15 protein-coding genes are annotated in these 12342 nt (G+C 63.0%); 9 read left to right on the top strand and 6 right to left on the bottom strand.

Annotated elements, in window-relative coordinates; genetic code table 11:
• A partial coding sequence (locus tag AC0L2B_RS29970) for a hypothetical protein (protein WP_473748285.1) occupies window positions 1-388 on the bottom strand: 388 nt, incomplete at its 3' end.
• Between the two features lie 15 nt (window positions 389-403).
• Here AC0L2B_RS29970 and AC0L2B_RS29975 point away from each other — a divergent pair.
• From AC0L2B_RS29975 to AC0L2B_RS29985, 3 genes are all read left to right on the top strand, one after another.
• Window positions 404-799: a (R)-mandelonitrile lyase gene (locus AC0L2B_RS29975; protein WP_473747953.1), complete on the top strand. Its 396-nt coding sequence runs from the start codon at window positions 404-406 to the stop codon at window positions 797-799.
• Window positions 800-1095: 296 nt separating this feature from the next.
• Complete coding sequence (locus AC0L2B_RS29980; RefSeq protein WP_473747954.1) at window positions 1096-1818, top strand: SDR family NAD(P)-dependent oxidoreductase; 723 nt, start codon at window positions 1096-1098, stop codon at window positions 1816-1818.
• Window positions 1815-2846 carry an S-adenosylmethionine:tRNA ribosyltransferase-isomerase gene (locus tag AC0L2B_RS29985; RefSeq protein ID WP_473747955.1) on the top strand — a complete coding sequence of 344 codons (1032 nt, stop codon included), beginning with the start codon at window positions 1815-1817 and terminating at the stop codon, window positions 2844-2846. Before AC0L2B_RS29980 ends, AC0L2B_RS29985 begins: the two co-directional genes overlap by 4 nt.
• A gap of 439 nt (window positions 2847-3285) precedes the next feature.
• Here AC0L2B_RS29985 and AC0L2B_RS29990 read toward each other — a convergent pair whose 3' ends face one another.
• From AC0L2B_RS29990 to AC0L2B_RS30000, 3 genes are all read right to left on the bottom strand, one after another.
• Window positions 3286-4437, bottom strand: a complete 1152-nt coding sequence (locus tag AC0L2B_RS29990) for a tetratricopeptide repeat protein (protein WP_473747956.1) — start codon at window positions 4435-4437, stop codon at window positions 3286-3288.
• A complete protein-coding gene (locus AC0L2B_RS29995; protein ID WP_473747957.1) occupies window positions 4434-4988 on the bottom strand; it encodes an adenylate/guanylate cyclase domain-containing protein in 555 nt (184 codons plus the stop codon). Before AC0L2B_RS29995 ends, AC0L2B_RS29990 begins: the two co-directional genes overlap by 4 nt.
• Before the next feature lie 697 nt (window positions 4989-5685).
• Window positions 5686-6657, bottom strand: coding sequence for a quinone oxidoreductase family protein (locus AC0L2B_RS30000; RefSeq protein WP_473747958.1), 972 nt, complete (start codon window positions 6655-6657; stop codon window positions 5686-5688).
• A 137-nt stretch (window positions 6658-6794) separates the two neighbouring features.
• On the opposite strand from AC0L2B_RS30000, the gene AC0L2B_RS30005 reads away from it, so the two are divergent.
• From AC0L2B_RS30005 to AC0L2B_RS30020, 4 genes are all read left to right on the top strand, one after another.
• Window positions 6795-7385: a winged helix-turn-helix transcriptional regulator gene (locus AC0L2B_RS30005; protein WP_473747959.1), complete on the top strand. Its 591-nt coding sequence runs from the start codon at window positions 6795-6797 to the stop codon at window positions 7383-7385.
• Between the two features lie 151 nt (window positions 7386-7536).
• On the top strand, window positions 7537-7947 hold the full coding sequence (locus tag AC0L2B_RS30010; RefSeq protein ID WP_473747960.1) for an ankyrin repeat domain-containing protein: 411 nt from the start codon (window positions 7537-7539) through the stop codon (window positions 7945-7947).
• Window positions 7931-8428, top strand: coding sequence for a c-type cytochrome (locus AC0L2B_RS30015; protein ID WP_473747961.1), 498 nt, complete (start codon window positions 7931-7933; stop codon window positions 8426-8428). Before AC0L2B_RS30010 ends, AC0L2B_RS30015 begins: the two co-directional genes overlap by 17 nt.
• Window positions 8429-8757: 329 nt before the next feature.
• Window positions 8758-9030, top strand: coding sequence for a hypothetical protein (locus tag AC0L2B_RS30020; protein WP_473747962.1), 273 nt, complete (start codon window positions 8758-8760; stop codon window positions 9028-9030).
• A 143-nt stretch (window positions 9031-9173) separates the two neighbouring features.
• Here the strand turns inward: AC0L2B_RS30020 and AC0L2B_RS30025 are convergent, their stop codons facing one another.
• Window positions 9174-9419 (bottom strand): DUF1127 domain-containing protein, encoded by a 246-nt coding sequence (locus tag AC0L2B_RS30025; protein WP_287171490.1) that lies wholly within the window; start codon window positions 9417-9419, stop codon window positions 9174-9176.
• Window positions 9420-9553: 134 nt separating this feature from the next.
• Between AC0L2B_RS30025 and AC0L2B_RS30030 the strand changes: the two genes are divergently transcribed.
• Window positions 9554-11071: a winged helix-turn-helix domain-containing tetratricopeptide repeat protein gene (locus AC0L2B_RS30030; RefSeq protein ID WP_473747963.1), complete on the top strand. Its 1518-nt coding sequence runs from the start codon at window positions 9554-9556 to the stop codon at window positions 11069-11071.
• A gap of 40 nt (window positions 11072-11111) precedes the next feature.
• On the opposite strand, the gene AC0L2B_RS30035 is transcribed toward AC0L2B_RS30030, so the two are convergent.
• Window positions 11112-11504 (bottom strand): GFA family protein, encoded by a 393-nt coding sequence (locus AC0L2B_RS30035; RefSeq protein ID WP_473747964.1) that lies wholly within the window; start codon window positions 11502-11504, stop codon window positions 11112-11114.
• 233 nt (window positions 11505-11737) lie between these two features.
• On the opposite strand from AC0L2B_RS30035, the gene AC0L2B_RS30040 reads away from it, so the two are divergent.
• Window positions 11738-12340 carry an ArsR/SmtB family transcription factor gene (locus AC0L2B_RS30040; RefSeq protein ID WP_473747965.1) on the top strand — a complete coding sequence of 201 codons (603 nt, stop codon included), beginning with the start codon at window positions 11738-11740 and terminating at the stop codon, window positions 12338-12340.
• The last annotated feature ends 2 nt before the right edge of the window (window positions 12341-12342 follow it).

Consider the following 12342-nt stretch of genomic DNA (forward strand, 5'->3'; position numbering starts at 1 on the left):
CTCTGATCCACCTCGTCGAAAACGAAGGGGCTTGAGACATGATCATCACCCGCAGAGACGTCCTTGCCGCGACGAGTGCTTTCGCTGCCGTGGTTTCAGCAGGCCAGGTTGGCGCAGCTTCTGTCCAAGGAAGGAATGAGACAATGAAGATCACCCGAGTTGGATCACAGCCGTCCGGCCCCGGGCCAGCGATCGCCAATGCCATTTTCCACGCTACCGGAAAGCGCGTCCGCGAACTGCCGATCACGCCGGATAAGCTGCTCTGATCCACCTCGTCGAAAACGAAGGGGCTTGAGACATGATCATCACCCGCAGAGACGTCCTTGCCGCGACGAGTACTTTCGCCGCCGTGGCTGCAGCAGGCCAGGTTGGCGCAGCTTCTGTCCAAGGAAGGAATGAGACAATGAAGATCACGCGAGTTGGATCACAGCCGTCCGGCCCCGGGCCGGCCGATTACTTTACCGGGACCGTGCGCATCGATCCGCTCTTCCAGGCGCCCGAGCCGGCGCGCGTCGGTGGCGCCAGCGTCACGTTCGAGCCTGGCGCCCGCACCGCCTGGCACACGCACCCACTCGGCCAGACGCTGATCGTCACGGCCGGTCTCGGCCGGGTCCAGCGCGAAGGCGCGCCAGTAGAAGAAATCCGGCCAGGTGACGTCGTCTGGATTCCGCCTGGCGTGAAGCATTGGCACGGCGCGTCTGCGACCACGGCGATGACCCATCTCGCTATCCAGGAATCGCTTGATGGCAGGCCGGTCGAATGGCTGGAGAAAGTCAGCGACGAACAATACCGCAGCTGAACGCTGGCGGCACCCGGCGTCAGCACCTCTCTCCCTTCTCCCCTTGTGGGAGAAGGTGGCCGAGCGAAGCTCGGTCGGATGAGGGGTGTTCCAGCTTGGCACCGCCGCACTCCGTCCAACACCCCTCAACCGTCTTGGCGCTGCGCGCCAATCCACCTTCTCCCACAAGGGGAGAAGGGAAGATCACGCCTCGAGCCAGACCTATCGTGTCGGCATCGATCCACGCAATGAACGCTTGACCTCAAGTTAACTTGAGCTTGTAGCATTGGCTTGCACGGATGGAAGGAGCATCGGTAATGCTGACGAATATGGATTTCCACGGTCTTCGCGTAGCGGTCACGGGTGGCACGTCCGGCCTCGGGCTGGCGCTTGTGCGGCAGCTCGCCGCGCAGGGTGCGAGCGTCGCCTTCGTCGCACGCACTGCCGCAAACGTCGAGCGCATCGCTGACGAGACGGGCGCACACGGCATTGTCGGCGACCTCGGCAAGAAGCACGACATCTACCCGATCGCGTTGCAGGTCACCGCCAGCCTCGGCGGGCTCGACGTCCTTATCAACAATGCATCGAGCCTCGGGCCGGTGCCTCTTGCGCTGCTCGCCGACACCGAGTGCGAGGATCTGGAAAAAGCGCTTGCGGTCAATCTCGTCGGCGCGTTTCGCCTGACCAAAGCGCTGTTCGGTGCGCTTGCCACGTCGGCGCGCGAGGGCCGTGGCGCGCTGGTGATCAACATCTCCAGCGACGCGGCGGTGAACGCCTATCCTGGCTGGGGCGCGTATGGCGCGAGCAAGGCCGCTCTTGCCCATCTGACGGCGATCTGGGACGAGGAGGCGAAAGACGATGGCCTAAGGTTCCTCGCGCTCGACCCCGGCGATATGGACACCCCGCTGCACGCGCTGGCGCTTCCTGATGCCGATCCGGCCACCTTGAAGCACCCCGATCTGGCAGCTGCCGAGATCATTGAAAAGCTGCTTGACGCGTTGCCGGCTGGCGCAGCGCCCCGCGCCGTGGCACGTGGATGATTGCCGCCGACCATCCGGATCGGCGCTCCGCCAGGCTGTTGGTCGTCATGGCGGACGGCGCGATGACCGACCTGCCGCGCGCTGACCTCGCGAAGCTGTTCGAGCCCGACGACCTGGTCGTCGCCAATGACGCCGCGACCTTGCCTGCCAGCTTGCACGGCACGCATGTCCCCAGCAGTGAAGCGATCGAGATCCGCCTGGCGGGCTGGCTGTCACTTGCCGATCCAACGCGTTTCGTGGCGATTGCCTTCGGCGCGGGCGATCACCGCACGCGCACCGAAGATCGGCTGCCTGCGCCTCCACTGTCACCGGGCAATCGCCTCCGGCTCGGCCCGCTTGAAGCCGTTGTGGAGCGCCTTCTCGACCATACCCGCCTTCTCGAGCTGCGCTTCTTGGGCAACCGCGCAGCTGTGCTTGCAGGACTGGCGCAGCACGGCCGGCCGATCCAATACGCGCATGTTCCCGAGCCGTTGGCACTTTGGGATGTTTGGACGAAGATTGCCGCCCGGCCGATCGCGTTCGAGGCGCCATCGGCAGGCTTTGCGCTCGACTGGCGCACACTTCAAAGCTGGCGGCGGCATGATGTCGGCTTCGCAACACTCACGCATGCCGCGGGCATTTCCTCCACCGGGGATCACGCGCTCGACTCGCGCCTTCCCTTCGACGAGCCATACCGCATCCCCGAGCACACCGCCGCGCAGGTCGCGCGGGCAAAGCTGCGCGGCAGCCGCATCATCGCGGTCGGCACGAGCGTGGTGCGCGCGCTTGAGGCGGCCGCCAATCCCGATGGCAGCGTGCGTGCAGGAAATGGCATTGCGACGGGCCGCGTCGCGCGGGACACGCCGCTTCGCGTGGTCGATGCGATTCTCACAGGCGTCCACCAGCCGGGCGAAAGCCATTTCGAGCTCCTGCGCGCCTTTGCCGACGATGCTCGGCTCGCCGAGGCCTCCGCAGCCTTCGCCGCGCACCGATACCGCGCGCATGAATTCGGCGATTCCATGCTGCTCAATCGGCAACCGCTGGATTGATTCGCTGAACTGAACCGTGGGCGAGACGCAGCCTCTACTCTATAGGCGATCCGAAAACATGGTTTTCCAGGGCTTCCGGAAAACCATGTTTTAACAGGTAATTGATTTAGAATAACTATTTTGACTTAGTAGCTACGAATCGAGGGTCAGGAGTTCGCATCTCTTCGGGCGCGCCAATCGGCAGTACATTCCAAAATCGTGTCGCGACGTTGAGTTCTGACCCAACGGCGACTTTTGTCTGGACCGTCGGTAGGTCTCGTCAGGGTGGAAACCGGAGTACGGCGCGAACCTAACAGAGAGCTGCTGTTCACTGCTGCTCTACGCTCAGTCCTCGGACAAGCCGGCCAGAGAACTGTCCTTCCAGAAGCGACGCGGGATCAAGGGACGTCGCCTGGCCGGACGTGACGCGCAGGAGAGGGCATCTTTGCAACCGCGACGATCACTCCGGCACGCCGGAGATGCCCAGCGCCTCGACGTAACTCTCGGCGAATACCTTGTCTCGCCACGGGTTGATCTGTCTCTGCAGGGTGAGCGTGTAGGTCGGGAACGCCTCCATCAGCCGCCGCGCCGCCGCCTGCGCCTCATCCAGCCGGTTGAGTTTGACCAGCGCCATGATCACCACCCGGTGCGAGGAGCCGTAGTTCGGCATCTCGTGCAGCGCGCGCTCTCCCCATGCCAGCGCTTCTTCGTAGCGCTCGAGCATCAGGTAGCTCATCCCGATGCCGGAGAGCGCGATGCCCTTCTCGGGGTCGACCGGGCTCAGCCGCATTGCCCTGTGAAAGTGCTCGATCGCGACGAGCGGGCGGCTGGAATGTGCGTTCACCCAGCCGCTGCCCGTATGGCCTTGCGCCGAATTGGGGTTGAGTAGCAGGGATCGTTCGATCGTGCCCAGCGCCATCTCGTAGTCCTTCGCGCTGTAGGCGATCACCTGCGCGGCGAAGCGTAGGCTCGTGGGGTCGTCGCGCGCTTCAGCCAATACCTCGCGCGCCATGCGCGCGGCGACTCGGATATCGTCGGGCTCGTGCCAGCACTGGCTTACGGATAGGCTGCGGATATAGGCGCCGAGTGCCTTCGCCAAGTTGAAGCTGGGGTCGATGCTGAGCGCCTCGTTGGTGAGCCGGCGCACGTCGGCAAAGCCTTCGCGCGTCATGCTGTAGAAGCGCGGCAGCGCGCGAAGGTAGAGGTCGTAGGCGCTGATGTAGTCGGTCGGCTTCATGCGCGCCTGCTTGATCTCCTGCAGCAGGATGCTCGGCTCGACGGCGCCGACGACGCTCTCGGTCACCTTGTCCTGCAGGTCGAAGATGTCGCTCACGTCGCCCTCGAAGCGGTCGGCCCAGACATGGTGTCCGCTGATCGCGTCCACCAACTGCCCACTGATGCGCACCCGCGATCCTGCTCTGCGGATGCTGCCTTCGAGCACGTAGCGAACGCCCAGCTCGCGCCCGACCTGGCGCAGGTCCACCGCCCGGCCCTTGTAGGTGAAGGACGAGTTGCGGGCGATCACGAAGAAGGAGTTCACCCGGCTCAATCCCGTGATGATGTCCTCCACCAGCCCGTCGGCGAAGTATTCCTGGTCGGGGTCGCCGCTCATGTTGGTGAAAGGCAGAACCGGATCGAGGGTTTGTCGGGCAGGGGAGGCAGTGCAGCCGCCGAGGCGCTGGCGTCGGTCTCGACGCGGTAGGCGCGCACAGGCCGCTCGATGTTCTTGAGACGCAGGTCGCCGAGCGGCGTGAAGCCGCAGTCGAGCTTGCCCTGAAGGTGGTCGTAGGCGGTGCCCGAGACGACCACGGTGCCGGGGTCCGCGATGCTTTCGAGGCGGGCGGCGATGTTGACCCCGTCGCCGTAGAGGTCGCCGTCCTCCTCGCAGACCACGTCGCCGAGATTGACGCCGATGCGGAAGCGAATCCGCTCTTCCTCGGGCGTCTCCGCCTCGTGTTCTGCCAGGGCCTGCTGGATCGCCATCGCCGAGGTCACCGCGTAAACGACGCTCGCGAACTCGCACAGCATGCCGTCGCCGGTGAGCTTGACGATCCGACCCTGGTGCTCGGAGACCAGCGGTTCGAGGAGGTCCTTGCGGTAGATCTTCAGCCGCTCGAGCGTGCCGCGCTGGTCGCGCTCCGTCAGGCGCGAATAGCCGACCACGTCGCAAGCCAGGATCGCTGCGAGGCGGCGCTGCGTGGTTATTGCACCGCTCAGCCAAGCGCCAGCACGCGGGCCGCCCCGCGTCCATGTCCTGCTAACTTCCGGACGCCCTACGTGCATGGTATCCATCTCTCCCAGTCGCCGCCGATACAGAACGGAGAACGCAGCTGACCTTGCCTTCACGAGACTTCGCTATCCCGCTTGCGAGGCGTGGAGCGTTCCAGTCGCCGCGCTAACAGCCAACCGACGACCCGCCCACGCAGTCTCTGGGGACGCTGACCACTCCCAGAAGGCCGGAGATATTTCCTGCTCTGTGTAACCGGTTGACGCCACCGTGGCGGGTGCTTTGTCACCGCGATGTAACAGCGAGATGCCCTACCAACGCCCGCATCACACCAGACGTTCGCGCTTAGAGGTGCTGAGGTCGGCAAGTGGCGCAAAGCCGATCCTCCGCTCCGAGAAGTGATCTTAGTTAGAAATCAATGGGCGCAGCAATGACATAGCGGTGCGCAGTTTCATCCTCTCCGACGCGCCATTTGCAGCCGATAGTCGGTGACCGCAAACGGCAGCACATTTTTTTGTTTCTGGCAGATCAGCGGCGATCGGCGGATGGGAAAGCGCCAGACATTTCCATGGCTGTCACAATCCTGTTCCGCCGTCGCAACGCCTGGTGATGTCTGATGGATCCACCCTTTGCTCAACTCACCCGCAAAGCGAGCTTGCCGACGTAGTGGGTGGCAAGCGCTCGGTGCGCATCGACAACCCTGTCGAACGGGAATGTACGGGCGACATGGACGTCGAACGGGCCAGAGTCGATCAGGCGGTTAAGCTTGTCGGTCGCGGCCCGGCTGCGTGCGCCGTTGTAGCGAATGAGCTCCACGCCGGGCCGGACTTTTGGGTCGGGCATCGCGCCGTGCGGGCAGGCGACCCGACCGCCGTCGCGCACTGACGTCAGCGCGCGGTCGGCCGCCTCACCGCCTACGGTGACAAGGGCAGCGTCGAGGCCGCCGGCGGCGAACTCACGAGCGGCCGCCACCACGTCGTCCTTGCGCCCGTTGACGACGGCATCGGCGCCCAGCCGCTTTGATAGCGCCACGCCGTCATCGCCCGAAGCCACCGCCAATACGCGGGCGCCCAATCGTTTTGCGAGTTGGATGGCCATGTGCCCGATACCGCCGCTGGCGCCAAAAATCATTATTGTATCACCCTGCTTTAGGCCGATCTGTTCCAGGCCGCTGAGCGCGGTCAACGCATCCCAGCCCATGACGCCGGCTTGCTCGATCGTGAGCTTGGCGGGGATGAGCGAGACATTGTCCGCATCCGTTACTGCGTAGGTGGCATAGGTTCCACCCTTGGGAAGTGGCATGGATGCAGCGTACACCCGGTCGCCTTCCCTAAAGCGGCTAACCTGGCTGCCAACGGCGACGACTGCGCCCGCGCAGTCCCAGCCAAGCACATAGGGGAACGTCGACGGCATTCCGAAAGCCCCGTCGTAGCCACCCTCACGCTCGAGCGCGTCCCACGAGGCCACGCCCGCCACTTCGACGCGGATTAGCACATCGCTCGGCCCGACGTCGGGCACTGGCACGGCTCGCGCAGTAACCAACTCGGCTCCACCGAACCGGTCGATGGCGGCGGCCTGCATTGTATCCGGTTTTGCATTCCTCATGCTTTTTCTCCTAAAAATACTGTTGGTCATGAAACCGCCACCGCTTCCAGCGGTCGTCAATCGAGCCTCGCCGACGTGATTTGTTGTTTCGCGCCGGCGAAGCAGTTCGCTTTTCAGAGGCGTCCCATGATTGGTTGATGATGAAGGCTTGGATCGCCTTCCTGTCCCTTTTGCTGTCCTGTCCCGGACGGTCGTGCGATATTCCGCTTCAAGCAGCGCGCGGGCGAGCGCCTATCCCATACGTCCAGTGTCCAGGCACCGATTGCAGGCATCATTCCGACATCCATATTTTGATTGGCGCAACGCTCGGCTCGCTTGTCGTCCGAGGGAGAGCTATGATTTGGGAAGCGCGACACCAATACGCACGGATGCGTAAGTGGTTACCTGCCGGTAAGGAGGGCAAGGTGAACAAACCCACCGAGAATGGTTTTGCAACCGCGATAAAGATGGTCTCCGGCAAGTGGAAGCTGGACATCATCTGCGAACTCGGCGCGACACCACGCAGGTTCGGCCGGCTGCGGCAGTCAATTCCGGCGATCAGCGAAAAGATGCTGACGCAGCAGCTGCGAGAACTCGAGGCAGACGGGCTTGTGAACCGAAAAGTCCATCCGGGTACTCCGGCGAAGGTCGTCTATTCGTTGACGGAAAGCGGATCGACGCTCTGTGCCGGGGCAGAGGGCTTATGCCGCTGGGGTGAACAGTTCCATTGCTCGGGTCAGCCGGAATGATCGCGGCGATGAAGCGACTGCGGTTCGCACTTTCACGTCGCTGACGATATACCCGACGAGACTTTCCAACGGTCGATGACGAGGATATCGTCGACGAACTGTCGAACCAGCGCCTTGTTGGCCGTCCTCCAGTTTGACAGTGGGGTGCCGGATGCGCGGGGTTTTGCTGTTCATTCTGTTGGTGCTTGCACCGATTGCATCGCATGCCGCCGCCATCCACGACGCCGCGAAAACGGGCGATGTCGCGGCGATTGCGGCAGCGCTCGACGCAGGCGCCGATGTCGATGAGAGCGATGGGCAAGCCACACCACTCTATCTTGCGGTCAGGGGCGGGCATTTTGCGGCGGCAAAACTGCTCATCGAACGCGGTGCCGACGTCAACGCCGCCCCGACGCCGGGTTTGGGTCCTGCCCTCATGCCGGCTCTGGCAAAACGCCGGATCGATTTGATCAATCTGTTGCTGGAGAGGGGCGCAAATCCAAATTCGCAGCGCAACCGCGAAAACGCCCTTCACATCGCCGCCAGAGTCCGGTTGCCTCGATTGCGTGAAGGCACTGGTTGAGGCCGGCGCGGATGTGAATGCGAAGACAAAGGACGGCAAGACACCGCTCCATCTGGCGAAATTCAAGGGGCAACGCGAAGTGGCTGATTATCTCATCGCGCACGGCGTCATCTTGCCAACGCCAGCCCCGATCGCGAAGAAGTTGGCTGCCGCCGACGTGGAGAAAGGCCGAGCCTCCTTCTCCCGCCTCTGTGCCTACTCCCACAATGCCGTGCCGGACGAAGGGGGCAATCAGGGACCGACTTTGTGGAACGTCGTCGGTCGCGACAAAGCATCTGTGGCCAAGAGGCGTTACTCTGACGCCTTGCTGGCATGGCAGGGTGTCTGGACATATGAGGACCTGAACAAATTTCTGCTTGAGCCCATGCTCACGACGCCGGGCGTTTACATGGAAGTGCCGGGTGCTCCGGACGAGACTGAAAGAACAAACATAATTGCCTACTTGCGCACACTCAGTGACAAGCCAATCCCGCTACCCTGAGCCCTCGCGCCCAGGAGTGGCGCGGCCGGGTTGCGCCGAAGCCGATGAGCGCTCGAATTCTGCATGGAGGTCACTTCGCTTCCCCTTGACCAATGACCGGTTGGTCCGATCTTGGCTGGGGCGGCGAGGGCAGTTTATGGGGCGCAAGTCGGACCGCTCCGAGCGGTGATCTCAGAAAGGCGCAGCAACAATGTACGAGACCCCAGTTTCATCCTGTCCGGCGCGCCAAGCCACACTTTGGGCTGGACTGCAGTGCACGCTCCGCATGCCGTTGAGTTCACCTCGACTTGGCTTTGAGTTGCGCTATCTAGCCAAAAATGGAGGCAGCCATGCGTATGAAGTTCCTACTGGTGACATCAGCGACGATGATGGCGACAGTCGTTGCCCATGCCGGCAGCCAGTCCTCGAACACCAGCTCGAATAGCTCGTCGAACAACGGCGTTGTGCGTGAGCGGATTGTCGAGACCTACTGTGAAGATGACTATTGTGAGACCTACGTCAAACGCAGGGTTTACCAGGAGGACCGATCCTCCCGTCGTTACAAGGACTATGATCGTCGCCGCTATCGCGACCGCTACACCGATGAAGACGACGAGGACTAAGGAAGAAGCCGGGCCGCTGACGCATGCCAAGGCCCGATCTTGGCATCGGATCGGCGGCCCAGCTTCTCGCATCGTTCCGAAATTTTTGGCCACCCAGGACGAGGATGACGGTCATCGGCTTCGCGACCTTGCGGCGACGAGGATCATCGTCGCCAGAAGGGCTTGGCGATCTCTGCCTCGACCTGCCGTCTCGTCAGACCGATGTCGTCGATCAAATGGGGATTGTCCTTCGCCATTTGCTCAAGTTCCCAGCGAAAGCGTTTCCGGTCGTCCCACGCCGCGATAATGCTTCTCAGGGTCGCCAGGCTGTGTTGCCGACGCAATATTCCCGCCGGCTCCACCGGCGTTCCCCCTGCCTGATGCGGGGCCGATGCAAGAGTATCGTTCATAGCAACCTCCATAGGTTTGAGGTCCAGGGACCTTTGACCTGAAAGAGGCTGAATTCTGCAGGATACGAACAGTGTCGTAATTAAGCTCTGCCAAATAGTTCTCAAAACTTCCAAACGGGCTATAGATACGCCGCATGCAGGGATCGCGCTTCGCCTTTGGTCCGTTCGTGCTTGATCCCGGTGCGGGAACGCTGCTTCGCAACGATGTCCCCGTTGCCGTAGGCTACCGCGGGCTAAAGCTGCTTGCGGCGCTCGTTGGACGAGCCGGTGAAATCTTGAGCAAAGCCGAGTTGATGGATGCGGCGTGGCCGGGCACGGCCGTCGAGGAAGGCAACCTCACCGTACAGATCGCGCTGCTGCGAAAGCTGCTTGGCCCGGCTGCAGATGGCGGTAATGGGGGCGGCGAATGGATCGCCACGGTTCCGCGCGTCGGCTACCGCTTCACGGGGCCCGTCGAACAGCTCGGCGCGAAGCGAAAACCTTTGCCGCTGCCCGGCAAGCCATCGATAGCGGTGCTGCCCTTCGTCAATGTCAGCAACGATCCCGAGCAGGAATCCTTCGCGGATGGCTTGACCGAAGACCTGATCACCGACCTGTCCAGGATCTCCGGGCTGTTCGTCATCGCACGCAACTCGGCCTTCGCCTACAAGGGAAAGGCGATGGACGTGCGCGATATCGCGCAGGATCTCGGCGTGCGCTACCTGCTGGAGGGGAGCGCACGACGTGCTGCGGGGCGCGTGCGCATCAACGCCCAGCTGGTCGACGCAGTGAGCGGCGACCATCTATGGGCGGAGCGCTTCGATCGCAGCCTTGAAGACATATTTGCCGTTCAGGACGAGGTCACCGGCAAGATCGTCGAGGCGTTGCTCGGCAGGCTGCGCGCACCGCCGCCGCGCAACCGGCCCAAAAGTCTTGAGGCCTACGATCTCTGCGTGCGGGCGCGCAAGCTGATGGATGACACGCCGCAGACGGCGCGCGAAGCGCATCTGATGCTCACCCGCGCGGTTTCGCTCGATCCGGAATATGCTGAGGCCTATCGCTGGATTGCCATGAACCACTGGATGGGATGGGTGCATTCCGGCGGACCTACCGAAACGTCCCGTAGCGTTGCGTTGGAACTGGCGCGCAAAGCCGTGGCGATCGACCCGAACGATGCCGGCTGCCGTTGGGTTTTGGCTTACCTGCTTGCCTATGAGCGCAGCTTCGCCGAGGCGGATGCGGAATTCGCCAGGGCGATCGAGCTCGACCCGAACGAGGCCGATGCCTGGGCGGCATTGTCCGACATCGCGGTCCTGGCCGGTCGGGTCGAGGAAGGCCTTGAGCACATTCGCAAAGCGTTCCGGCTGAACCCGTTTCCGGCAAGTTGGTACGATCTGACGCTCGGCCAAGCGCAATATGCGGCCGGCCAATACGAGGCCGCTGTCGAAACACTGCGCAGCGACGAGACGTATCGTACAAGCTCACGCCGCTTCCTGGCGGCAAGCCTTGCCCAGCTGGGCCGGCTCGACGAGGCGCGCGCAGAGGCCGAACTGTTCCTCGTCGGCAACCCGCATTTCACCACGCGCCACTGGGCCGCGACGGAGCCATTCCGCGACGCTGCGACGCTCGAGCATTTCGTCGACGGCTTCCGCAAGGCCGGTCTTCCGGAGTGAGGCGCCGGCCTCTCAAACGCCTTCGCACCGTTCGTGCGACCTATTCCTCAAAGCGACTCGTGGCGTCACGATCGCGCTCGTACCGTCTGGTCAGCGGAAACGGCGGCAACCAGGACTCGCGACGGATGATCCAGCTTTCGTAGGTTGGCATCAGTTGGTCAGGGGAGTCCAGGGATCCCAGGTTCACTTCGATTTCGTCTGCGGTGCGTCCGAAAATTGTCGAGCCGCAGCGGGGGCAGAAAAACCGCCCGGCGTAGTCGCGCGTTTCGCCTTCGATCGTCACCGCATCCTGGGGGAACACCGCGGAAGCGTGAAAAAGGGCGCCATGATGCTTGCGGCAGTCGAGACAATGACAAATACCGACCCGGTACGGGAGTCCCGACGCCACAATCCGGACGTTGCCGCACAGGCAACCGCCAGTGAATCGGTCCATGCTGCGTCTCCTCCAAAATCAAGCGGTCGCAATGGCTACAACGAACGGCACCGTCATTGCAATTGCCCCGTGCGGGGCCGTCTGCGGGACGCATCGACTTCCGCAGTGGGCGATAGCTGGCTCGCTTGCTGCAGCCGCATGCCATCTGGACAGTTCGGACGAAGCGGCCCTTTCGCTCTTGACAATTACACTCGTCAACGGCATTGACAGGAAAGATTGTCAATGGGGCATGCATGCTCGATATCGAAGTCATAGATCGGCCGAGCGCGGCCGCCGCCGCGTTGGAGCCCGTTCGGAGTCAACTCCTCTCAGAACTGCGCGAGCCGGCCTCGGCCGCTACCCTCGCCACACGCCTCGGCCTCAAGCGGCAGAAGATCAATTACCACCTGCATGCTCTGGAGGAGCACGGGCTTGTCCAAGTTGCAGACACGCGCAAATGGGGTGGCCTGACGGAGCGGCTCATGGTGGCGAGCGCCACAAGCTATGTCGTCTCGACGAGCGCACTGGGTCCGGTCGGCGCCGATCCGGACCGCACCCCGGACCGCCTGTCGGCAAGCTACCTGATCGCGCTCGGCGCCCGGCTGGTGCGGGAGATCGGAGCTCTCCAGCGCGCCGCCACCGATGCCGGCAAGCGCTTGGCGACCTTGGCGATCGACACCGAAATCCGCTTCCGCTCCGCCGCCGACCGCGCCTCGTTCACGCGTGAATTGACTGAGGCCATCACCACGCTGGCGGCACGCTATCACGACGAAACCGCGCCGCAGGGACGGTCGCATCGCCTTGTCGTGACGGCGCATCCGTCACCAGCCAAACCGCAAGGAAAGGAGAATCAGTAAAA

The sequence above is a fragment of the Mesorhizobium sp. WSM4815 genome (assembly GCF_055811575.1).